Genomic DNA, 22,323 nt, shown 5'->3' on the forward strand with positions numbered 1-22,323 from the left:
TCCTGTCCTCATCCCCGCATATGCTGGCCGGGGGCGGCCTTGCGCTGGAGTTCCAGCAGTTTCTCGCGCGCCTTCTCGGCCTCTCGGAAAGCCTGCGCCCCGCCTGCGGCATAGGGCTTCGGCCAGGCCTTGCGGTTCTGCGCGCCATACCAGGCCGCGGCCTGATTGGCGAAGAAGGGGTTCGACAGATGCGGTCGGCCAATGGCGACCAGATCGGCGCGGCGGGTGTGCAGGATGGTATTGACCTGCCCCGGCTCGGTAATGGCGCCCACGGCCATGGTGGCCATCTTCGGCACATTGCGCACGGCCTCGGCCAGGTGGGTCTGGAACATGCGGCCATAGATCGGCTTCTGGTCCGGCACGGTCTGCCCGGCAGACACGTCGATCAGGTCGCAGCCGGCATCGCGGAAGGCCTCGGCAATGGCGAAAAGATCCGCCTCGCTCAGCCCGCCCTCTTTCCAGTCGCTGCCCGAGACGCGCACCGACATCGGCCGATCCTCTGGCCAGACGGCGCGCATGGCCGCGAAGACCTCCAACGGAAAGCGCAGGCGGTTTTCAACGCTGCCGCCATAATCATCGCCGCGCAGATTGGTCAGCGGCGACAGGAACGAGGCCAGCAGGTAGCCATGGGCGCAATGCAGTTCCAGCATGTCGAAGCCGGCCCGCGCGGCGCGTTCGGTCGCCTGCACGAAATCGGCCTTGATCCGGTCCATGCCCGCCCGATCCAGTTCCGCCGGAACCTGGCTTACGCCCTCGAACCACGGAATCGGAGAGGCCGAGACAAGCGGCCAATTCTCCCCGCTCTCGGCAATCGGATGATCCATCCTTTCCCAGCCAAGCTGAGTCGAGCCCTTGCGACCCGCATGTCCCAACTGCATCGCCACCTTGGCGCCGGTATTGTCGTGGATGAAATCGACGATCTCGGTCCAACGACGTTCCTGCTCGTCGGTCCACATGCCGGGGCAGCCCTGCGTGATGCGGGCATCGGCGGAAGGACAGGTCATTTCGGTGAAGATCAGCCCCATGCCGCCGGTGGCATGGCTGCAATAATGCACCTTCAGCCAGTCGGTCGGATTGCCGTCGCGGTCGCAGCTGTATTGCGCCATGGGCGACATGACGACACGGTTCATCAACTCCATCCCGCGCAGGCGGAAGCGCGAGAACATCGGCGTCGGCCGGGTCTCGCGCAGATCCTCGCCGGTTTCGCGCAGGTGACGAGAATACCATTCGTCATCGGCGCAGCGCACGAAATCGGGGTCACGCACGATCAGGTTGTCATAGGTGATCGACTTGGCGCGGCACATGACCACCATGGCGAACTGGTATGGCTCCATATCCCAGGACCGGTTCATATGCTCGAACCAGGCGAGCGACACATCGGCATTGTGCTGGATGATCTGGCAGGGCGTCCGCCGGGCCGTGTCATAGGCGCGAAAGGCCGCCTGCACATCGGTCTCGGCATGTTCCAGCAGCGCATCCGACAGCGCAATGGCGCATTCCATCGCCAGCTTGGTCCCCGACCCGATCGAGAAATGCGCGCTCGCCTTCGCATCGCCCAGGATGACGATATTGTCGACGAACCAGTTCTCGCAGAAGACGCGCGGGAAATTGCGCCAGTTCGAGCGGTTCAGCAGCAGCGGATGGCCCTGCAATTCCTCGGCAAAGATCGCCTCAAGCTTGGCCTTGGAACCTTCCTCGTCGAATTCCTGAAATCCGTGGCCCTGCCAGGTGGCTTCGTCCATCTCGAAGACCCAGGTCGAGCGGTCCTTCTGATACTGATAGCAATGCGCGACCATCTGGCCATGCTCGGTCTCGCGGAAGAAATAGTTGAACTCGTCCATGGGCCGGCTGGAGCCCATCCAGCAGAAACGGTTCGATTTCCAGACCGTGCTTGGCTGGAAACCATCCTTGTAATGCTCGCGAATGGCCGAGTTGATGCCGTCGCCGGCCACGATCACGTCGGAATCGGCGAAGCGGGTCTTCAGGTCCTCGGGCTTGATCTCGACCCCGAATTCCAGGCGCACACCCAGTTCGGCGCAGCGGTCCTGCAGGATGGTCAGCAGGGTCTGGCGCGAGGTGCCGCAGAAGCCGTTGCCGGCACAGCGCATTTCCTGCCCCTTGAAATGCACGGCAACGTCGTCCCAATAGGCGAATTCGTCGCGGATGCGGTCGAAAACCGGCTTGTCGCGGCTGAGAAACTGGTCGAGCGTCTCGTCCGAGAACACCACCCCGAAGCCGAACGTATCGTCCGGCTGGTTGCGCTCATAAACCTCGATATCCCAGTCGGGCCGCGCCTTCTTGGTCAGAAGCGCAGTATACAGCCCGCCCGGGCCACCGCCGATTACCGTGATTTTCAATGCAACCTCCTGCGAATCGAAGTTCATGGGCTGACCAATCCCTAACATGCCTGAGTTTATATTTTAAGCTCAAAATATATGAAGTTGAAACTCATCTTTCATGGCGAGGTCCCGCCCCTCAGTTCAGGTTCTCACGAAAGAAGATGTCCAGCTTCGGCGCCAACGCCGCGCCATCCTGCGCCGCCAGCCGGGCAATGGTGGCCTCGATCAGCAGGTTCGGGTCCAGTTCGAAAACCGCATCCATGGTGCCGTCGATCAGCGCCCGGCGGGTATCGGCGGTCAGCCCGTGCCCGATCAGGACCACATCCTGTCGCCCCCTCTCGCGCAGCGCCCGACAGATCCCGCCCGAGGCACCGCCGATATTGTAGATGCCGACGAGATCCCGGTTCTGTTCCAGCAGGGTCAGGGTATGGCGATAATTTTCGCCCGGATCGTCATGACCCTCGCGCAGCGCCATGACGGTCAGGCCGGGAAACATCTCTTCCATGATGCTCTGCACGCCCGCCTCACGCTCGGAATGCGCCCGATACTGGCGAGAGCCGGCCAGCAGCGCCACCGAACCCGTCGCACGACCGGCGAAACGCCCGATCAGCATTCCCGCCGTGCGGCCGACGGCGTGATTGTCCAACCCGACATGGGCAATCCCCGAGGCAAGGCCAAGATCGGAAACGAAGGTGACAAGGGCGGTGCCCTGGGCGGCGACCTCGGTCGCGGCCTGCCGGACCGCCGGATGCTCGATGGCGAAGAAGGCGATGCCATCGGCCCAACCGGCATTCTTGCGCAGGGCATCGGCCAGGGCATCGGCGTTGAACCCGTCAATGAAGAAGCAGCGCAGGTTGGGCGCCCCCGGCATGATCGTCGCCGCCATCCGCGCGCGCAGCTTCTCGCCCAGAAGCTGCAGATAGGGATTGCCGCCCGAAGGCAGCAGGAAGACGATATTCGGCGGCGGTCGGGTGGTATAGGCGGCGGCATCCTCGGCGCTGAGAAGTCCCATCTCGCGGGCCAGTTCCAGCACCCTCAACCGGGTGCGCTCTTTCACGCCGCGCCGCTGGTTGATGATCCGGTCGATTGTGGCCAGCGACACCCCTGCCGCATGGGCGAGGTCTGGCAAGGTCGGGCGGCGCGGCCCATCCCCAGCAGGCTCAGAGGGTTTCGAGCACATCAAAACACATCATTTCATTCATTTTGACGGATGATCGCGCGATCCCTACCCTTGGTCAATACCGTTGATGCTGCGATTCATACGGCCCGAGGAGAGGCCACTCGCACATCAAATCACATCATTCCGGGTAAGGGGGAGGAAACCCATGACCAAGAGCTTCACTCAGATCCACCGTCGCGGCTTCATGGCGCTTGGCGCCGGTGCTGCCGCCATGTCGCTGCTGCCGCGCCGCGGCTTCGCGCAGACCAGCCTGCGTTACGGCCATAACAACGAGCCCGCCTCGGTCGCGGGCGCACAGGCCGACTGGTTCGCCGAGGCGCTCGGCCAGACCTCGGGCGGCGATATCGAGGTGCAGGTCTTCCCGGCAAGCCAGCTCGGCAAGCTGCAGGAACTGGCCGAAGCGGTCTCGCTTGGCACCATCGCATTCTCGCATAACACCGCCGGCGCGCTAGGTTCGCTGTATGAGCCCTTCGCGGCGCTGGATACGCCTTACCTTTACCGCGACGTGGATCACCTGATGAAGGTGACCGATGTCGACAGCCCGGTCATGCAGGAACTGAACAAGGGCCTGATCGAGGCGGCGAATGTCCGCGTGATCTATGCCCATTACTTCGGCAAGCGGAACCTGACCTGCAACAAGGCAGTGATGTCGCCGGCCGACCTTGCGGGCGTCAAGATCCGCGCCGTGCCCTTCCCGATCTATACCACCGCGGTCGAGGGCATGGGCGCCGTCGCCGTGCCGGTCGACTGGTCCGAAGTGCCGACGGCGCTCGCGACCGGGGTCGTGCAGGGGCAGGAAAACCCGGTCAATGTGGTGCTGAACGTCAAGCTTTACGAGGTGCAGTCGCATCTGATGCTGACCGGCCACATGTCCAATGCCGAGGTCGTGGTGATGAACGAGGACGTCTGGCAGGGCATGTCCGACACCCAGAAGGACGCGGTGCGCGAAGCCGCCAGCCAGACCCGCGAGAAGGCGACCAAGGCCATTCTGGACAATGAAGAGGCCGAGACCCAGCAGCTTCGCGATCTCGGCATGACCGTGATCGGGCCGGATGAGGGGCTGGATATCGAGGCCTTCCGCGCCTCGGTCAGCAAGCTGGTCGAGGAACGCTTCGGTGCGCAATATGGCGATCTCTACGCCCAGATCGCGGCGATCGAGTGATGCAGGCCGGGACGGAAAGGCCGGGCCTTCTGTCCCGGTTGACCCATTGGGGCATCGGCGCGGGCATGGTGCTTCTGGCGCTGATGGCCGGGCTGGTCGTGCTGCAGGTGCTGGCGCGGAACCTCGTCGATATGGGCCTGCCCTGGGCGGATGAGCTGGCGCGGTTCTGCGGGATCGGGCTGGTCTTTCTGGGCGTGCCGGCGCTTGCCGGGCGCGGGGTCATGGTCTCGGTGACCATGCTGCCCGACGCGGCTCCGGCTGCGGCGCGGCGCTGGATGGTGCTGTTCGCCGATCTTGCGACGCTGGCTTTCGCGGGCCTGCTGCTGTGGAGCTTCGCCGAATTCCTGCCCCGCGCCGGCAAGTTCCTGACCCCGGCCATGCGACTGCCCAACTGGGTCTATTATTCGCTGGCGCTCGCGGGCAGCCTGATGCTGTTCGCGGTCGCCCTGCAGCGCATCGTTGCGACGCTGCGCGGCAACAATCCCGCGACCGCCTTCGGCGGCGACGATCACGACACGGTGCCCCAGCCATGAGCCTTCTTCTCATCGCCATCTTCGCCCTGCTGCTGGCACTGGGCGCGCCGGTCGCGGTCTGCCTCGGGTTGTCCTCGGCGGTCGTGATCGTGACCCAGGGCCTGCCGGTCTCGGTGCTGGCGCAGCGCAGCCTGAACGCGCTCGACAGTTCGCCCCTGCTGGCGGTGCCGCTGTTCATCTTCGCCGCCAGCCTGCTGAACGCGACCGGCGTCACCACCCATATGTTCGACCTCGTGCGGATGATCTTCGGGCGCATCCGGGGCGCGGTGGCGCAGGTCAGCATCTTCGTCTCGCTGATCTTTTCCGGCGTTTCCGGCGCGGCGCTTGCCGATATCGGCGCGCTCGGCAAGATCCAGGTGGACGAGATGACGCGGCAGGGCTATCGCAAGGATTTCGCCGCCGGGCTGACGGTCGCGGCGGCCACCATCGGGCCGATCTTCCCGCCCTCGATCCCGATCATCATCTATGCCTCGGTCGCCAATGTCTCGGCGGTGAAGCTGCTGATCGCGGGGATCGTGCCGGCGCTTCTGCTGACTGCCTTCCTGATGATCCAGGTGGCCGTCATCGCCCGGCTGAAATCGCTGCCGCGCGATGACATCCGCCCCGCCGCCGGCGACGTGCTGCGGAAATTCGTCTTCTCGGTCCCGGCGCTGTTCGCCCCGGTCCTGCTGATCGGCGGTCTGCTGAGCGGCTATTTCGGCCCGACCGAGGTCGCCGGCGTCACCGTGGCCTATGCGCTGCTGATCGGCATCTTCGTCTATCGCAGCCTCGGCCTGCGCAAGATCCTGGGCGCACTGCGCGAGACCACGGAAGCGACCGCGAATATCCTGTTCGTCGTCTCCACCGCCGCCTTGTTCGCCTGGGTGCTGACGCTGGACCAGGTGCCGATGAAGGTCTCGGCGCTGATGCTGGGCGTGTCGGAAAACCCGCTGGTGCTGCTTCTGCTGGTCAATCTCCTGCTGCTGGTCGTCGGCATGGTGCTGGAAAGCATCGCCGCGATCCTGATCATCGCCCCCATCGTCGCGCCGGCCCTGACCGCCGCCGGGGTCGATCCGCTGCAGCTTGGCATCGTTTTCGTGCTGAACCTGATGATCGGGTTGCTGACGCCGCCCGTGGGGATGAGCCTCTACATGATCTCGATCGTCGCCCGGATGCCGATCGGGCGGGTGATCGCGGGGGTCATGCCCTTCTTCATCCCGCTGCTTCTGTCCCTGCTGGTCGTGACGCTGGTGCCCCAGCTGTCGACCTGGCTTCCCGAAACCCTGATGAAGTGAGGCGCGCGAGATGAGCACCTTCCTTGGCCCGATCCGCCAGCTTGGCTATGTCGTCGACGATATCGAGGCGGGCATGAACTACTGGTCCGAAACCATGGGCGTCGGCCCCTGGTTCTACAATCCCGCCGTGCCGATCCGGGATTATACCTTTGACGGTCAGCGTTACGACGTGACCAATTCCGTCGCGCTCGCCAATTCCGGCGAGATGCAGGTGGAACTGATCCAGACCCGCAGCGACACGCCCTCGATGTATCGCGACTTCAAGGAACGGGGCCTGCGCGGCTTGCAGCATGTCGCCTTCTGGACCCGCGATTACGACCGCGACCTGAAGATGATGCTGGATCGCGGCTTCACCCCGAAGATGAGCGGTTACGTCGGCAAGAACGGCCGCTTCGTCTATTTCGCCGAGGAACATCACCCCGGCACCTGTATCGAACTGTCCGAGGTCATGGGTCCGAAAGGCCGCATGTTCGACCTGATCCGCGATGCCGCGAAGAACTGGAATGGCAGCGACCCGGTGCGGCCTTTCCCCGACCTGTCGGGCGACTGAGATGGGCCGCATCGTCGCCGAATACCGGCTGGAAACCCCCGCCGACCCAGGCGAAGTCGCCGCCATGATGGCGGGCGAGCAATCCAGCGGCACCTTCATCCGCGTCGCCGGCGAGACCGACGAATTGCGTGCCCGCGCCGCGGCCGAGGTGCTCTCGGTCGCGGAACTGCCGCCAGTGGCGCAGCCTTCGCTGCATTCCGCCTATCTGGACCGCAAGGGGATCTCTGGCCCCTACCGGCGCGCGCGGGTCCGCATCGCCTTTCCGCCGGACAATATCGGGAAGAACCTGCCGACCCTGGCCGCGACCGTGTCCGGCAATCTCTACGATATCGGCGAGATCACCGGGCTGAAGCTGACCGGGCTTTCCATCCCCGCCGATTATCGCACAGGCTATCCCCTGCCCGTGCATGGCATCGAGGGCACGCGGGCGATAACCGGGGTCGTGAACCGGCCTGTCTTCGGCACCATCATCAAGCCCAATGTCGGCATGCGCCCCGCCGAGATCGCCGCCCTTGTCGACCGGCTCTGCGCGGCGGGCGTCGATTTCATCAAGGATGACGAGGTCTGCGCCAATCCAGACATTGCGCCGCTGTCCGAACGCGTCCCCGCCGTCATGGCGGTGATCCGCAAATGGCAGCAGCGTTCGGGCCGGCAGGTGATGATGGCTTTCAACATCACCGACGAGGTCGATGCCATGCGCCGCCATGCCGATCTGGTCGCGGCCGAGGGCGGCTCCTGCGTCATGGCCAGCCTCAACTGGTGCGGGCTATCGGGAATGGAGAGCCTGCGCGCGCATACGCCGCTGGCCATTCACGCGCATCGGAACGGCTTCGGCGCGATGTCGCGCCACCCCGCGCTCGGCATGGGTTTCCAGCCCTATCACGCGCTTTACCGGCTGGCGGGGATCGACCACATGCATGTCCATGGCATCGGCGGCAAGTTCGTCGACACGGCGGAAGAAGTGACTGAGGCCACCCGCGCCTGCCTGTCGCCGCTGTCCGAAGGCGGCCCCGACGACCGGGTGATGCCGGCCTTTTCCTCGGGCCAATGGGCCGGGACGCTGCCAGCGACGCTGGAAGCCGCGCAGGGGCCGGAACTGATGTTCATGTGCGGCGGTGGCATCCTCGCCCATCCCGAGGGGCCGGAGGCCGGCGTCGCCTCGCTGCGCGAGGCCTATGACACGTTGCGCGATGGCGACACGCTGGAAGACGGCGCCAGGACGCGGCCGAACCTTGCCGCAGCACTCCGCTTCTTCGGCGGGCGCTGATGGCGGCGCGGGTCGTCTTTCTGGGCGACGATTTCACCGGCGCATCGGACAGTCTGGCCCGCTATGCCCAGGCCGGATGGCGCAGTCGCCTGCTGATCGAAACGGGGCACGCAGCCGATGATCTCGACGCGCTCGGCATCGCCACCGACCTGCGCTCTCGTCCGCCGGAGGAGGTAGGGGCCGAAATCGCCCGGCTCTGGCCGCTGATCGCCGCGCAGGACCCGCAGATCGTCCATCTGAAGATCTGCTCGACCTTCGATTCCTCGCCCCGGATCGGCTCCATCGGGGCCATGGTCGCGGCGCTTCGCCAGCACTTCCAGCCCGAGGTTACCGCCATTATCGGCGGCCAGCCGAGCCTTGGCCGATACCTCGCTTTCGGGCATCTTTTCGCGCGCGGCCCGGACGGGGAAATCCACCGCATCGACCGCCACCCGGTCATGGCCCGTCACCCGGTCACGCCGATGCGGGAAGCCGACATGCGCCTGCATCTGGCCGCGCAGGGCCTGCAATCGCTGGACCTTGTCACGACAGACATGCTTGCCGATGCCGATGCGGTTGCCGTGCGGCTGCGGGCGGGGGCGGTCGTCTTCGACATCCTTCGCCAGCAGGACCTTGAACGGGTCGCCGAGGCGCTTCGCCGTGCAGGCGGGCGGCAATTGCTGGTCGGTGCAAGCTCGGTCGCGGAGATGCTGACCGGGGCCGGTCATCAGCAGAGGGCAGCCGCCGAAACGCCGGTGCCGCGGCATGGTGGCGTGCTGATCTTCGCCGGCAGCCGGTCGCCCCTGACCGGGGTGCAGGTGGCGGGTTTCCGGGATGGGCCGGTGATGCGGGCGGGGCCCGCAGACCTGGCCTCGGAGAGCTTCGCCGAGGGCTGTGCAGGGCAGTTGCGCAAGGGCCGGCCGGTGCTGGTGGCGCTGGATCCTGAGGCCGATTACGCCATGTCGCCCGACGCTCTGGCGGATCGCTCGGTCGCGCTTCTGGCACGCATTCTTGCGCAGGTTTCGCTGGGTTATCTGGGCATTGCCGGTGGCGATACCTCCAGCCGTATCTGCGCCGGATTGGGCTTTCATGCGCTGGAGTTCGACCACCAGATTTCGCCGGGAGTCAGTGTCTGTATCGGGCGCCATAGAGACCCGGGACGGGACCGGATGCGGCTGATGCTGAAGGGTGGGCAGATGGGCGATCCGGCACTTTTCGGGCGCTTCGTGGACTGGGCCGGAAGGCGCTGAAACCGCGTCCATATTGCGTGCATACCCCCGTACATACCGCGTCGATATTCCGTCGATACGGTTTTGCAGCCCTGCGGGAGGACGCGACAGACAGCGAGGGGCGTCAGGCGGCCTTTTCGGTCAGCCGTTCCGGCAGCGCATTGGCCCATGTGGAAATCGTGCCGGCGCCGAGGCAGACGACCATGTCGCCGGGGCGGGCCTGTTCGCGGACCAGCCGGGCGAGATCGGCCTCGTCCACCACGGCGCGGGCGTGGCGGTGGCCGTGGGCGATCAGCCCGGCGACCAGATCGTCGCGCGAGGCGCCGGGGATCGGGTCTTCGCCGGCGGCATAGACTTCGGCGATGCCGACCACATCGGCCTCGTTGAAGCAGGTGCAGAAATCGTCGAAGAGGCTGGAGAGCCGCGAATAGCGATGCGGCTGGTGGACGGCGATGACGCGACCCTTGGTGGCCTGACGCGCGGCTTTCAGCACGGCGGCGATTTCGACCGGGTGGTGACCGTAATCGTCGATGATGGTGACCCCGTTCACCTCGCCCACGCGGGTGAAGCGGCGCCCCACCCCGCCGAATTTCGCCAGCGCCTCGCGGATCTCGCCGCGTTTCATGCCGAGGTGGCGGGCTACGGCGACGGCGGCAAGCGCGTTCGAGACGTTGTGATCGCCCGGCATCGGTAGGGTGCAGCCCTCGATCACCGGGATCTCGCCGCTTTCGTCCAGATCGGCCTCGCCCTGAAGGGCGATGTCGAAATGCGCGATGCCGTTTTCATAGGTCAGGTTCATGGCCCGCACATCGGCCTGGGCGTTGAAGCCGAAGGTGACGACGCGGCGGTCGGAGAGTTTGCCGACAAGCGCCTGCACCTCGGGGTGGTCGGTGCAGCAGACGGCGAGGCCGTAGAAGGGCACCGAGGAGGCGAAGTTGTAGAAGCCTTCGCGCAATCTGTCGAAATCGCCCCAGTGCTCCATATGCTCGGGGTCGATATTGGTGATGATGGCGATGGTCGCGGGCAGGCGGTTGAAGCTGCCGTCGCTTTCGTCGGCCTCGACCACCATCCATTCGCCGGCGCCGGCGCGGGCGTTCGAGCCGTAGGCGTGGATGACGCCGCCATTGATGACGGTCGGGTCGAAATTGCCGGCATCGAGCAGGGTCGCGACCATGGTCGTGGTCGTGGTCTTGCCATGGGTGCCGCCGATGGCGATGTTGGATTTAAGGCGCATGAGTTCGGCCAGCATCTCAGCCCGGCGGACGATGGGCAGGCCACGGCGGCGGGCCTCCTCAAGCTCGGGATTGCCCTTCTTGATCGCGGTCGAGATCACCACCACGCCGGCATCGCCGATATTTTCCGCCCGCTGGCCTTCGAAGATCCGCGCGCCGAGCTTTTCCAGCCGGTCGGTGATCTTGGATTTCTTCGCGTCCGAGCCCTGCACGTCATAGCCGAGCGTCATCAGCACCTCGGCAATGCCCGACATGCCGATGCCGCCGATGCCGATGAAATGGATCGGGCCAAGCTCTCCGGGCAGTTTGGTGGCGGCGTTCATGCGGCGATCTCCGTGACGATTTCGTAAAGCCGCGCGGCGGCGTCGGGGCGGCCCAGTTCCCGGGCGGCCTCGGCCATGCCGGAGGCGCGCTCTGGGTCGGTCAGAATGGCGAGGATGTCGCGCGCGAGCGTGTCGGGGTCAAGTATACTTTCAGGCAGGACCATGGCGGCGCCGGCATCGGCAAGGGACCGCGCATTGGCGCTCTGGTGATCGCCCGAGGCGGCGGCATAGGGGATCAGGATCGCGGGCCGGCCGATTGCGGTGATGTCGGCGACGGAGGACGCCCCGGCGCGGCTGACGACCAGATGGCAATCGGCGAGGCGTTGCGGCACGTCCGAGAAGAAGGGCTGCACTTCTGCGGTGACGCCGGCAGCCGCATAGGCGCCGGTCACGCGGTCATGATCCTCGGCCCGGGCCTGATGGGCGACGTTGAGGCGGGCGCGGGTGTCTTCGGGCAGCGCGGCGATGGCGGCGGGCACCATGTCCGAGAGGACCCGCGCCCCCTGACTGCCGCCGATCACCAGCAGGTTCAGGGAACCGTCGCCGGGCGCGGCATAGGGGCTGGCGGCGCGGTCGAGCACGGCCTTGCGCACGGGATTGCCGGTATGGATGCCCGAGACGCCTTGCGGCAGGGTGGTGGGCCAGATGCCGCAGGCGACGCGGTCGACGCGGGGGGCGAAAAGCGCGTTCACCCGGCCCATGACGCCGTTCTGTTCGTGGATCATGCGCGGGATGCGGCCAAGACGCGCCGCCGACATGGCCGGGATGGTCGGATAGCCGCCGAAGCCCACGACCACATCGGGCCGGTCCTTGGCGAAGGCGCGCCGCGCCGCCAGCACTCCGGCGGCGATCTTGAAGGGCGCGCTGAGCTTGCCCATCAGTCCGCCGCGTGCGGTGGTGGCCGATGGCACGACCTCGCGGATCACATCCACAGGGAAAGCGCCGGCATAGCGGGCGCCGCGATCGTCGGTGGAAAGCTTCACCCGCCAGCCATGGGCCAGGAGCACCTCGGCCAGGGCCTGGGCCGGGAACATGTGCCCGCCGGTGCCGCCGGCGGCGATCAGCGCATAGCCGGGCATCAGTGCCGCCGCCCGAGCACGTCGGAAATCTCGCCCTGGGGACGGTTGCGGGTCAGGGCCAGCAGCATCCCCATGGCGATGCCCGAGGCGATCACGGACGAGCCGCCATAGCTGACGAAAGGCAGGGTCATGCCCTTGGCCGGCAGAAGCCGCACCGCAACCCCCATATTGATCAGCGCCTGCACGCCGAAGGCACAGGCCAGCCCGGTGCCGGCGATGCGCGCGAAGGGGTCGCGTTCACGCAAGAGCCGCATCAGCGAGCGGAAGACGATGGTGGCGTAAAGCGCGATGATGACGAGGACCAGGATCAGGCCGTATTCCTCGGCCGCGACGGCGATGATGAAATCGGTATGGGCATCGGGCAGCGACCATTTCACCGTGCCCTCGCCCACGCCGACGCCGAAGAAGCCGCCTTCCTGAATGGCGTTGGTGGCATAGCCGATCTGGGTGCGGGGGTCGATCTCGGCGGTCAGGAAGCCGTCGATGCGGCGGGCGAAATGCTCGGACGCGCCATAGGCGAAGACGCCGCCCATCACCGTCATCGCCGCGACCCCGCCCAGAAGCCAGAGCGGCGCACCGGCGACGAAGAACATCACGCACCAGGAAAACAGCACCAGCGAGCCCTGTCCGAAATCGGGCTGCATGACCAGCATTCCGACCACGCCCATGGTGATGACGAAGCTGATCGACTTGCCGGGCGGGCCGCCGACCTCCTGGCTGGCGGCCATGCACCAGGCCATGGCAGCGACGAAACAGGGTTTCAGGAATTCCGAGGGCTGGACCGAGGCGAAGCCGAGGCTGAGCCAGCGCGTCGCCCCCTTGCCGAAATCGGTGCCGATCACCGGCAGAAGCGCCACCACCACGACCGAGACGACAAAGCCGATCACGCCGATCCGGCGGATCTGCTGGGGGCCGAACATCGAGATGACCAGCATCGCCGCCAGCCCTACCCCGCCGAAGAAAGCCTGGCGGATGACGTAATAGAAGGGCGGCAGGTTGTTCTTTTCGGCCAGCGGCACCGAGGCGGCGAGGCCCAGAAGAAGCCCGATGGCAAAGAGGATGAGCACCGCGAACAGGGACCAGCGGTCCACCGTCCGCCACCATCTTGGAAGAATCGGATCGCCAACCCGCGCGGGAATCGCGCCGAATACCATCTCGGTCATGAGAATACCGCCGTCACTGCCTCTGCCCGTTGCCCGGTTATCCGGGTCTGATGGGGCAGCATAGCGTGATTATCCGCATCGCGCTACAAGTGATTCGGTCCTGCCGGACCGCTGCGCGAAGCCCCGCCGGAAGGATCCCGTGCGCTTCGCGGTGGACCCGCCCGGCGCCTGCCGCTAACCTGCGCGCGTCCAGCCAGAGGCGCGCCCATGTCCAACGATCCGCTCTATATCCTGATCCTGCTGGCGATGCTGGCTGTGGTGGTCATCCTGATGATCGGAATCGGCGGCTTCGGCATCGGCGGCAAGTTCAACGCCAAGCATGGCAACCGGATGATGCGTTGGCGGATCATCGCCCAGGCCATCGCCATCGCGCTGATCCTGCTGTTCATCGCGGTGCGCGGCTGATGGTGGTCCTGAACCGCATCTATACCCGCACCGGCGATGGCGGCGAGACCGCGCTTTCGGATGGCAGCCGGGTCGCCAAGACCGATCCAAGGGTCGAGGCCTATGGCACGGTCGATGAACTCAACGCCGCGATGGGCCTGTGCCGGTTGCATGGCGGCGCGATGGCAGACCCGCTCGCGGTGATCCAGAACGAGCTGTTCGATCTGGGCGCGGACCTGTCGCGGCCCGACATGGCCGGCGATGCAAAGGCCCCCTATCCCGTCCTGCGCATCATCGACGAGCAGGTGACGCGGCTGGAGGCCGAGATCGACGCCATGAATGCGCGGCTGGCCCCCCTGCGCAGCTTCATCCTGCCCGGTGGCAGCCCGCTGGCCGCGCATCTGCACATGGCCCGCACCATCGCCCGCCGGGCCGAACGTCAGGCGGTCGCGCTTGCGGCGCTTGGCGACGCCAACCCTGCCGCCCTGCGCTATCTGAACCGGCTGTCGGACTGGCTTTTCGTCGCCGCAAGGGTTGCCAATCTGGACGCGGGCGGCGACATTCTGTGGCAGCCGGGCGCCAGCCGGGGGGCGGAAAGCTGACCTGTCATCAACGCAGCGTCAAAGAATTTTTTTCTGTCGTCGCGGGACAGGCGCCGCTATCAATTGCAACGAATTGCTTGAGGTCAGGAAAGGGAGTGAGCACCGATGAAGGTTCTCGTGCCGGTAAAACGGGTGATCGACTATAACGTGAAGGCGAGGGTGAAATCCGACGGTTCCGGGGTCGATCTGGCCAATGTGAAGATGTCGATGAACCCCTTCGATGAGATCGCAGTGGAAGAAGCGATCCGGCTGAAGGAAAAGGGCGCGGCCGAGGAGGTCGTGGTCGTTTCCATCGGCGTCAAGCAGGCTCAGGAAACCCTGCGCACGGCGCTGGCCATGGGCGCGGACCGGGCGATTCTGGTCGTGGCCGCCGATGATGTGCACACCGATATCGAGCCGCTGGCGGTCGCGAAGATCCTGAAAGCGGTGATCGACGCCGAACAGCCCAAGCTGGTCATTGCCGGCAAGCAGGCCATCGACAATGACATGAACGCGACGGGTCAGATGCTGGCCGCCCTGCTGGGCTGGCCGCAGGCGACCTTCGCGTCGAAAGTGGAAATCGAGGGCGAGGCCGCCAAGGTCACCCGCGAGGTCGATGGCGGTTTGCAGACCATCGAGGTCAAGCTGCCGGCCATCGTGACGGCGGACCTGCGCCTGAACGAGCCGCGCTATGCCAGCCTGCCCAACATCATGAAGGCGAAGAAGAAGCCGCTGGATGAAAAGACCGCCGCCGATTACGGCGTCGATGTCTCGCCCCGGCTGGAGATCGTCTCGACCCGGGAACCCGAGGGCCGCAAGGCCGGGATCAAGGTCGGCTCGGTCGATGAACTGGTCCAGAAACTCAAAGAAGCGGGGGTTGTGTAATGGCTGTTCTGCTGCTTGCCGAAGTCACCAATGGCGAACTCAGCCGCGATGCCACCGCCAAGGCGGTGAACGCGGTCAAGGCTCTGGGCGATGTGACGGTGCTGGCCGCCGGGTCCTCCGCCAAGGCCGCCGGTGCCGAGGCCGCGAAGATCGACGGCGTGGCGAAAGTGCTGGTCGCCGAGGATGCGCTTTACGGCCACCGTCTGGCCGAGCCGACGGCGGCGCTGATCGCCTCGCTGGCGGGTGATTACGAGCATATCGTGGCGCCGGCGACGACCGATGCCAAGAACATCATGCCGCGTGTGGCGGCTTTGCTGGATGTGATGGTGATCTCTGACGTGTCGGGCGTCGTCGATGCCGACACCTTCGAGCGCCCGGTCTATGCCGGCAATGCCATCCAGACGGTGAAATCGAAGGACGCGAAGAAGGTCATGACCATCCGCACCGCCAGCTTTGATGCGGCGGGCGAGGGTGGCGCGGCTGCCGTTGCCGATCAGGCCACGGGCGAGGATCCCGGCCTGTCGAAATGGGTTGCGGACGAGGTGGCGAAAAGCGACCGGCCGGAACTGACCTCGGCGGGCCGGGTGGTTTCGGGCGGGCGCGGTGTCGGTTCGGAGGAAAACTTCGCCATTATCGAGGCGCTTGCCGACAAGCTGGGTGCTGCGGTCGGGGCCTCGCGTGCCGCCGTCGATTCGGGCTTTGCGCCGAACGACTGGCAGGTCGGGCAGACCGGCAAGATCGTCGCACCCGAGCTTTATATCGCGGTCGGCATCTCGGGCGCGATCCAGCACCTTGCCGGGATGAAGGACAGTAAGGTCATCGTGGCGATCAACAAGGACGAGGAAGCCCCGATCTTCCAGGTCGCCGATTACGGGTTGGTGGGCGATCTGTTCCAGGTCGTCCCGGAACTGACCGAGAAGCTGTAAACGGCGGGCCCGAACCAATCGTGAAGCCGCCCGGCCCCCCGGGCGGCTTTTTCATGCGCGGCGCATATGCCCCCTGCCCCGCGCATTCCGGCATTGATCCGCAGGGCTTGCCCGCCTATCGTCGCGCGGAAATCGAAAAGGGGCGATGATGATGGCGATTCAATCGGTAGGCGTGATCGGCGCGGGCCAGATGGGCAACGGGATTGCCCATGTTTTCGCACTGGCGGGATATGACGTCCTGCTGACCGATGTCAGCGAAGAGGCGATGAAGAAGGCACTGGCGACGGTCACGAAGAACCTCGACCGGCAGGTCAAGGGCGAGAAGATCACCGAGGCCGACAAGGCCGCCACGCTGGGGCGCATCCGCACCACGCTGGTGCTGGCCGAACTGGGCCAATGCGATCTGGTGATCGAGGCCGCGACCGAGAAGGAGGCCGTCAAGCAGGCGATCTTCGCCGAGCTTCAGCCGCATCTGAAGCCCGAGACCATCCTGACCTCGAACACCTCGTCGATCTCGATCACGCGGATGGCCAGCCGCACCGACCGGCCCGAGAAATTCATGGGGTTCCACTTCATGAACCCGGTCCCGGTCATGCAGCTGGTCGAGTTGATCCGGGGCATCGCTACCGATCAGGAAACCTATCAGACCCTGGTCGAGGTGGTGGAGCGCATCGGCAAGACCTCGGCCACCTCGGAGGATTTCCCGGCCTTCATCGTCAACCGCGTCCTGATCCCGATGATCAACGAGGCGGTCTATACGCTTTACGAGGGTGTCGGTTCGGTCAATTCGATCGACCAGTCGATGCGGCTGGGGGCGAACTGGCCGATGGGGCCGCTGGAACTGGGCGATTTCATCGGGCTGGACACCTGCCTGGCGATCATGAACGTGCTGCATGACGGGCTGGCGGATACCAAATACCGACCCTGCCCGCTGCTGGTGAAATATGTCGAGGCCGGCTGGCTGGGCCGCAAATCGGGCCGCGGCTTCTATGATTATTCGGGGGAAAGCCCGGTGCCGACGCGCTGAAAAGGCGCGTCAGATACAGGAAGGGCCGGAGGCGAACCTCCGGCCCTTTTCTCATTGCGCGGGGCGCGGTTACAGCGTGACCGGGCGATTCGCGGCTTCGCGGCGTTCGGTCAGGAACTGGTCGAACTCGGTCTTGTCGCGGGCCTCGCGCAGGCGCGCCATATATGCCATGAATTCGCGATGTTCCTCTTCAAGACGCTTCAGCGTCTCGTCGCGATAGGAATCGAAGGCGACATTGCCGGTCGATCCGGTGAAGTGATTGCGCGCCGAATTCCGGCGATGCGAGCAGTTGAACATGCGATTGCTCCCGATCATGTAGATGAGAATGGCCAGACCGACCGGCCAGACGAAGATGAAGCCCGCGATCATGGCGAGGATCCAGGCACCCTTGCCCTTCGCGTCCAGCCAATCCCGGGCCTGGATCAGCACGCCGTTGATGCGGCTGAACAGTCCGGGCCGATAGGTTGAGGTCGCACCATATTCCATTTTTGTTACCCTTCGCTTGTTATGTGAAGACCATTCACATTAACAGAGATGGGGGGCGCAATCCGCGTATCAAGACCCACGGGTCGAAAAATCGACCTGCGGCGGAAAGACGCGAAAAAAGGGCCGGCCCAAAGCCGGCAACCACATCGAGCGGCGGGGTTTCAGTGAACGACGAGGTTGAGGCCGCGCAGATAGATCAGCACACCCGAGGCCAGCATATCCTCGGGCGAGACCGGGCTGCGTGAGAAGTTGCGGTTGCGCGAGAACAGCTCGACCACGCCATGGCTCAGCGCCCAGATGTGGTTGGCGACCATGCGCGCGGGCGGTCGCTCTTCCTTCGGCAAAGGCTCGGACAGGGCTTCGGCGGCGCGAACGAGCACCCCGAAGGCGCGTTCCGAGGTCTCCCACAGTTCGGAATTCGAGACCACGGCGACGTTACTTTCAAACATGGCCATGTAATAGCCGGGATTCCTGCTGGCGAAGTCGAGATAGGCATTGCCGACGCGTGACAGCGCCCGAAGCGGGTTCGGCTTGCCGTCGTCATAGGCGTCGTTCATGCATTCGGCGAAGGCGATGAAACCGCGCCGTGCGACTTCCTCCAGCAGATCGTCGCGATTCTTGAAATGGCGATAGGGGGCGGCGGGCGAGACGCCGGCGCGGCGCGCGGCCTCGGACAGCGAAAAAGCCTGCGGGCCGCTTTGTTCGATCAGCGCGACGGCGGCTTCCACAAGCGCCTCACGGAGATTGCCGTGGTGGTAGGATTGCCGCCCTGCCAAGGCTCAACTGTCCTCGCCGAAACGCTGAGCGACCAGTTCGGTCAGGGCATCGGCAAGGGCCCGGGCGTCGGCGCCCGAAACCGCGAGCGCGATCTCGCTGCCGCGCCCGGCGGCCAGCATCAGAAGGCCCATGATCGAATCGCCCGAGACGGTCATGCCGTCGCGGGTGACCTGGGCATTGGCATCGAAACGCTCGACCATCTCGACGAATTTCGCCGAGGCGCGGGCATGGAGGCCCTTTTCGTTGACGATGGGCAGGGTGAGGCGGATGGGATCGGTCATTGGGCGACGTGGCGGGGCGCCAGTTCCTCATGGACCGTGTAGCTGTCGATATATTTGCGCCCGGCGGCGACAGCATGGGCGGCGGCCTGCTGGGCCGGCAGGTTGCGCAGTTTCGCGAGCTTGACCAGCATCGGAAGATTTGCACCGTAAAGGATGATGCGATTGCTTGCCGAACAGGCCGGCAGCGACAGGTTGGAGGGCGAGCCGCCGAAAAGGTCGGTTACCACAACCACCCCGTCGCCCTCGTCGACCTCGTCGGCGGCGATGCAGATCTCGCGGCTTTTGGCGTTGCGGTCGTGATCGTCCTCGATGGTGATGGTGCGCACCCCGGGCTGCGGGCCGACCACATGTTCCATCGCTGACCGATATTCTCGTGCCAGACCGCCATGTGCGACGATGACAATTCCGATCAAATCTGCGTTCCCCGAGCGGCCGAACCCGGAAGCGTCAGCTGCGGTCGTTCCGCTTCGCGACGTTCGAGTTCCCTGTGACGTTTGGACACCTGCCAACCATGTTCAGCAAGCGCTTTTGACATAATCTCTGCCAGAGTGACAGAGCGATGTTGCCCGCCCGTGCAGCCGAAACCGATGGCCAGATGGGTTTTTCCCTCGGCCAGATGCGCAGGCAGGACAAAAAGAACCAGATCCAGCACCTTCTGCAGGAATTCGGCGAAGCGCGGATCATCCTCGACGAATCGCTGAACGGCACCGTTGCGCCCGTCGAGAGCGCGTAATTGGGGATCCCAATGCGGGTTTTCAAGGAAGCGGCAGTCGAACATCATGTCGATGCCGCGCGGAACGCCGCGTTTATAGGAAAAGCTCTGGACCGAGACGGTCAGGCGGCTGCCCGGTTCGACATCGAAGAAGCGCGCCAGTTCCGCCTTCAGGTCATGGGGCGACATCTCGGTCGTATTGACCAGCACATCGGCCCGCGACCGGATCGGTGCCAGCAGGTCCTTTTCGGTCAGGATACCGTCAAGCGGCGCGCCCTCGCCGGCGATGGGATGGCGGCGGCGCGTCTCGTTGAAGCGGCGCACCAGCGTGGTGGAATCGCAGTCGAGATAAAGCACTTCGGCGGTATAGCTCGGGTGTCGGGTCAGCCGGTCGATCAGTTCGATCACCGCCGAGGCCGAGAAATCGCGGTTGCGCACATCGAGACCGAGGGCCAGCGGCGCATTGCGCGGCGGCCCGTCGAGAAGTCGCGGCACCAGAGAAAGCGGGAGGTTGTCGATGGCCTCGTAACCGAGATCTTCCAGCACGTCGATCGCGGTCGAACGCCCGGCACCGGAAGGGCCGGTGACGAGCACCAGCCGGGTCGCGGCGCTGTCCGTTGCGGCCGTCCGGGCAGGATCGCTGGGAGTCATGGCTTCGTTCATCGCTTGACCGGCAACAATTCATACGTCGGGGGCGATCCAGCCTCCCCGCAATAACAGACTGATCGCAGATGAAAGATGATCGGTTAACGGGCCGAGGACAAGGGGCAGTAACATGTCCTTTACGCAGGTGTTGCGGATTGGCGGCAGCCTTTCCGGACAGGTCTGGCCCAGATCGGCGACCAGCACGATGGGACCGGGGGCATGTGCGGTGCGGATCAGGCCGACATGGCGGGCCTCGATCAGCCCCGCCAACGCGGCCGGGGCCTCGGCCCATAACGTTGCGTCACGCCGGGTCAGGATCACCCGGTCATCGGCGATCAGCACCCCGCCAAGCGCGATCAGCCGAAGTGCCAGCGCGGATTTGCCGCTGCCCGAGGGACCGAGGATCAGGACGCCACGCCCGTCCATCTGCACGGCGCTTGCGTGAACGGTTTCAACTTCAACCAATTCCACCCCCTCCAACGCCTGCAAACGCGGCAGCGCGAGGCCTGTTTGCGCTAAACATTCCTGATTTCGCTAACATGGGAAAATCGCCTCTTTTTTCACAAATTTGCCATGTTATAGGGGCGAAGACCAACGTGCCTGTCCAGCCAGAAGCGGAGATATCCCCCCATGTCGCAGACCCGAGTTAACCCCGATTTCAAACTTGAGGACCAGGGTATCGAAGGGGTGGGTTCTGTCTATTACAACCTGCTCGAACCGGCACTGGTCGAACATGCCGTCCGCCGTGGCGAGGGCAAGCTGGGCCTTGGCGGTGCGTTCCTGGTTTCGACCGGCAAGCATACCGGCCGCTCGCCCAAGGATAAATTCGTCGTCCGCACGCCCCTGGTCGAAGATTCGATCTGGTGGGAAAACAACCAACCGATGGAGGCCGAGGCCTTTGATCGGCTCTATGAGGACATGCTGGCCCATATGCAGGGCCGCGAATATTTCGTGCAGGACCTTTATGCCGGTGCCGATCCCGAACAGCGCCTCGATGTCCGGGTGGTTTCGGAACTGGCCTGGCACAACCTGTTCATCCGCCACCTGCTGCGCCGTCCCAAGGCCGACGAGTTGGCGAGTTTCAAGGCCGAATACACGATCATCAACTGCCCCAGCTTCAAGGCCGATCCGGCCCGCCACGGCTGCCGTTCGGAAACCGTGATCGCGCTGAATTTCGACCGCAAGCTGATCCTGATCGGCAATACCGAATATGCGGGCGAGAACAAGAAGGGCGTGTTCACGCTGATGAACTACATCCTGCCGGGGCGTGGCGTCATGGCCATGCATTGCAGCGCCAACCACGCCCCCGAGGATACCAGCGATGTCGCGATCTTCTTCGGCCTGTCGGGCACCGGCAAGACCACGCTGTCCGCCGACCCGGACCGGGTGCTGATCGGTGACGACGAACATGGCTGGTCCGACAAGGGCGTCTTCAACTTCGAAGGCGGCTGCTATGCCAAGACCATCAACCTCTCGCCCAAGGCCGAGCCGGAGATCTATGCCACGACCTCCAAATTCGCGACCGTGATCGAGAACATGGTCTTCGACCCGGCGACGCTGAAACTGGATTTCGAGGACAGTTCGCTGACCGAGAACATGCGCTGCGCCTATCCGCTGGAATATATCTCGAACGCCTCGGAAACCGGCATGGCCGGCGTGCCGAAGAATGTCATCATGCTGACCTGCGACGCCTTCGGCGTGCTGCCGCCCATCGCGCGGCTGACCCCGGCGCAGGCGATGTATCACTTCCTGTCGGGCTTCACCTCGAAGACGCCGGGCACCGAGGTCGGCGTGACCGAGCCGATCCCGACCTTCTCGACCTGTTTCGGTGCCCCCTTCATGCCGCGCCGCCCCGAGGCTTATGGCGCGCTGTTGCAGGACCAGATCGCCAAGACCGGCGCGACCTGCTGGCTGGTCAATACCGGCTGGACTGGCGGCGCTTTCGGTCAGGGCTCGCGGATGCCGATCAAGGCGACGCGCGCGCTGCTGCATGCGGCGCTCGACGGTTCGCTGAACGATGTGGAATTCCGCAAGGATCCGAATTTCGGCTTCGAGGTTCCGGTCTCGGTCGAAGGTGTGTCGGATGTGCTGTTGGACCCGCGCCGGACCTGGGGCGACGGACCTGCCTATGATGCGCAGGCGAAGAAGCTGGTGCAGATGTTCTCGGACAATTTCGAGCAATATATCGACAAGGTCGACGCACAGGTGAAATCGGCCGCCATCGGCTGATATCCCGGCGATGAAAAGGAAAACGCCCGCCGGATGGCGGGCGTTTGCTTTATTGGCTGCAAGTTCAGCATCACGCGTCT

Annotated in this window: 23 protein-coding genes; 12 read left to right on the plus strand and 11 right to left on the minus strand. The window is 64.9% G+C overall.

From position 1 onward, the window contains the following. Window positions 1-8 precede the first annotated feature (8 nt). Both Q0330_RS15640 and Q0330_RS15645 read right to left on the minus strand, forming a co-directional pair. Window positions 9-2,357, minus strand: a complete 2,349-nt coding sequence (locus Q0330_RS15640; protein ID WP_299481475.1) for an FAD-dependent monooxygenase — start codon at window positions 2,355-2,357, stop codon at window positions 9-11. A gap of 118 nt (window positions 2,358-2,475) precedes the next feature. Continuing rightward, a complete protein-coding gene (locus tag Q0330_RS15645; protein WP_299481478.1) occupies window positions 2,476-3,468 on the minus strand; it encodes a LacI family DNA-binding transcriptional regulator in 993 nt (330 codons plus the stop codon). Window positions 3,469-3,664: 196 nt separating this feature from the next. Between Q0330_RS15645 and Q0330_RS15650 the strand changes: the two genes are divergently transcribed. The 6 genes from Q0330_RS15650 to Q0330_RS15675 are packed head-to-tail and all read left to right on the plus strand — an operon-like array spanning window position 3,665 to window position 9,534. Then, on the plus strand, window positions 3,665-4,681 hold the full coding sequence (locus tag Q0330_RS15650) for a TRAP transporter substrate-binding protein (protein ID WP_299481481.1): 1,017 nt from the start codon (window positions 3,665-3,667) through the stop codon (window positions 4,679-4,681). Further along, window positions 4,681-5,214: a TRAP transporter small permease gene (locus Q0330_RS15655; RefSeq protein WP_299481485.1), complete on the plus strand. Its 534-nt coding sequence runs from the start codon at window positions 4,681-4,683 to the stop codon at window positions 5,212-5,214. The genes Q0330_RS15650 and Q0330_RS15655 overlap by 1 nt, the downstream gene beginning before the upstream one ends. Continuing rightward, window positions 5,211-6,488, plus strand: coding sequence for a TRAP transporter large permease (locus Q0330_RS15660; RefSeq protein WP_299481488.1), 1,278 nt, complete (start codon window positions 5,211-5,213; stop codon window positions 6,486-6,488). Before Q0330_RS15655 ends, Q0330_RS15660 begins: the two co-directional genes overlap by 4 nt. Before the next feature lie 10 nt (window positions 6,489-6,498). Next, on the plus strand, window positions 6,499-7,038 hold the full coding sequence (locus Q0330_RS15665; protein WP_299481491.1) for a VOC family protein: 540 nt from the start codon (window positions 6,499-6,501) through the stop codon (window positions 7,036-7,038). 1 nt (window position 7,039) lies between these two features. Then, the gene (locus tag Q0330_RS15670) at window positions 7,040-8,305 is read left to right on the plus strand and encodes a ribulose-bisphosphate carboxylase large subunit family protein (RefSeq protein WP_299481494.1); all 1,266 of its coding nucleotides are present in this window, start codon (window positions 7,040-7,042) and stop codon (window positions 8,303-8,305) included. After that, complete coding sequence (locus Q0330_RS15675) at window positions 8,305-9,534, plus strand: four-carbon acid sugar kinase family protein (RefSeq protein ID WP_299481497.1); 1,230 nt, start codon at window positions 8,305-8,307, stop codon at window positions 9,532-9,534. Before Q0330_RS15670 ends, Q0330_RS15675 begins: the two co-directional genes overlap by 1 nt. A gap of 103 nt (window positions 9,535-9,637) precedes the next feature. Here Q0330_RS15675 and murC read toward each other — a convergent pair whose 3' ends face one another. From murC to ftsW, 3 genes are read right to left on the minus strand one after another with little or no spacing between them, the layout of a single operon-like run. Then, window positions 9,638-11,068 (minus strand): UDP-N-acetylmuramate--L-alanine ligase, encoded by a 1,431-nt coding sequence (gene murC, locus Q0330_RS15680; RefSeq protein ID WP_299481500.1) that lies wholly within the window; start codon window positions 11,066-11,068, stop codon window positions 9,638-9,640. Continuing rightward, window positions 11,065-12,147, minus strand: coding sequence for an undecaprenyldiphospho-muramoylpentapeptide beta-N-acetylglucosaminyltransferase (murG, locus tag Q0330_RS15685; RefSeq protein WP_299481503.1), 1,083 nt, complete (start codon window positions 12,145-12,147; stop codon window positions 11,065-11,067). Before murG ends, murC begins: the two co-directional genes overlap by 4 nt. Further along, window positions 12,147-13,310 (minus strand): putative lipid II flippase FtsW, encoded by a 1,164-nt coding sequence (gene ftsW, locus Q0330_RS15690; protein ID WP_299481506.1) that lies wholly within the window; start codon window positions 13,308-13,310, stop codon window positions 12,147-12,149. The genes murG and ftsW overlap by 1 nt, the downstream gene beginning before the upstream one ends. Window positions 13,311-13,517: 207 nt before the next feature. On the opposite strand from ftsW, the gene Q0330_RS15695 reads away from it, so the two are divergent. From Q0330_RS15695 to Q0330_RS15715, 5 genes are all read left to right on the plus strand, one after another. Beyond that, entirely contained in the window at window positions 13,518-13,715 is a 198-nt protein-coding gene (locus Q0330_RS15695) for a twin transmembrane helix small protein (RefSeq protein ID WP_299481509.1), read from the plus strand. After that, complete coding sequence (locus Q0330_RS15700; RefSeq protein ID WP_299481511.1) at window positions 13,715-14,296, plus strand: cob(I)yrinic acid a,c-diamide adenosyltransferase; 582 nt, start codon at window positions 13,715-13,717, stop codon at window positions 14,294-14,296. The genes Q0330_RS15695 and Q0330_RS15700 overlap by 1 nt, the downstream gene beginning before the upstream one ends. Window positions 14,297-14,401: 105 nt before the next feature. After that, window positions 14,402-15,160 carry an electron transfer flavoprotein subunit beta/FixA family protein gene (locus Q0330_RS15705; protein WP_299481513.1) on the plus strand — a complete coding sequence of 253 codons (759 nt, stop codon included), beginning with the start codon at window positions 14,402-14,404 and terminating at the stop codon, window positions 15,158-15,160. Continuing rightward, window positions 15,160-16,086: an FAD-binding protein gene (locus Q0330_RS15710; protein ID WP_299481514.1), complete on the plus strand. Its 927-nt coding sequence runs from the start codon at window positions 15,160-15,162 to the stop codon at window positions 16,084-16,086. The genes Q0330_RS15705 and Q0330_RS15710 overlap by 1 nt, the downstream gene beginning before the upstream one ends. A 151-nt stretch (window positions 16,087-16,237) precedes the next feature. Beyond that, window positions 16,238-17,113: a 3-hydroxybutyryl-CoA dehydrogenase gene (locus Q0330_RS15715; RefSeq protein ID WP_299481660.1), complete on the plus strand. Its 876-nt coding sequence runs from the start codon at window positions 16,238-16,240 to the stop codon at window positions 17,111-17,113. 69 nt (window positions 17,114-17,182) lie between these two features. Here the strand turns inward: Q0330_RS15715 and Q0330_RS15720 are convergent, their stop codons facing one another. The 6 genes from Q0330_RS15720 to Q0330_RS15745 all read right to left on the minus strand — a co-directional run bounded on the left by Q0330_RS15720 (window position 17,183) and on the right by Q0330_RS15745 (window position 20,479). Next, window positions 17,183-17,599: a DUF2852 domain-containing protein gene (locus tag Q0330_RS15720; protein WP_299481517.1), complete on the minus strand. Its 417-nt coding sequence runs from the start codon at window positions 17,597-17,599 to the stop codon at window positions 17,183-17,185. A gap of 161 nt (window positions 17,600-17,760) precedes the next feature. Beyond that, window positions 17,761-18,375 carry a TetR/AcrR family transcriptional regulator gene (locus Q0330_RS15725; protein ID WP_299481520.1) on the minus strand — a complete coding sequence of 205 codons (615 nt, stop codon included), beginning with the start codon at window positions 18,373-18,375 and terminating at the stop codon, window positions 17,761-17,763. 3 nt (window positions 18,376-18,378) lie between these two features. Next, window positions 18,379-18,657 (minus strand): HPr family phosphocarrier protein, encoded by a 279-nt coding sequence (locus Q0330_RS15730; RefSeq protein ID WP_299481523.1) that lies wholly within the window; start codon window positions 18,655-18,657, stop codon window positions 18,379-18,381. Next, a complete protein-coding gene (locus Q0330_RS15735; protein WP_299481526.1) occupies window positions 18,654-19,070 on the minus strand; it encodes a PTS fructose transporter subunit IIA in 417 nt (138 codons plus the stop codon). Before Q0330_RS15735 ends, Q0330_RS15730 begins: the two co-directional genes overlap by 4 nt. After that, the gene (gene rapZ / locus Q0330_RS15740; protein ID WP_299481529.1) at window positions 19,067-20,020 is read right to left on the minus strand and encodes an RNase adapter RapZ; all 954 of its coding nucleotides are present in this window, start codon (window positions 20,018-20,020) and stop codon (window positions 19,067-19,069) included. The genes Q0330_RS15735 and rapZ overlap by 4 nt, the downstream gene beginning before the upstream one ends. Window positions 20,021-20,050: 30 nt before the next feature. Next, window positions 20,051-20,479 (minus strand): serine kinase, encoded by a 429-nt coding sequence (locus Q0330_RS15745; RefSeq protein WP_299481532.1) that lies wholly within the window; start codon window positions 20,477-20,479, stop codon window positions 20,051-20,053. A gap of 165 nt (window positions 20,480-20,644) precedes the next feature. Here Q0330_RS15745 and Q0330_RS15750 point away from each other — a divergent pair, with 165 nt between their 5' ends. Next, complete coding sequence (locus tag Q0330_RS15750; protein WP_299481536.1) at window positions 20,645-22,243, plus strand: phosphoenolpyruvate carboxykinase; 1,599 nt, start codon at window positions 20,645-20,647, stop codon at window positions 22,241-22,243. The last annotated feature ends 80 nt before the right edge of the window (window positions 22,244-22,323 follow it).

The organism is uncultured Paracoccus sp. (assembly GCF_937873615.1).
Taxonomy (GTDB): Bacteria; Pseudomonadota; Alphaproteobacteria; order Rhodobacterales; family Rhodobacteraceae; genus Paracoccus.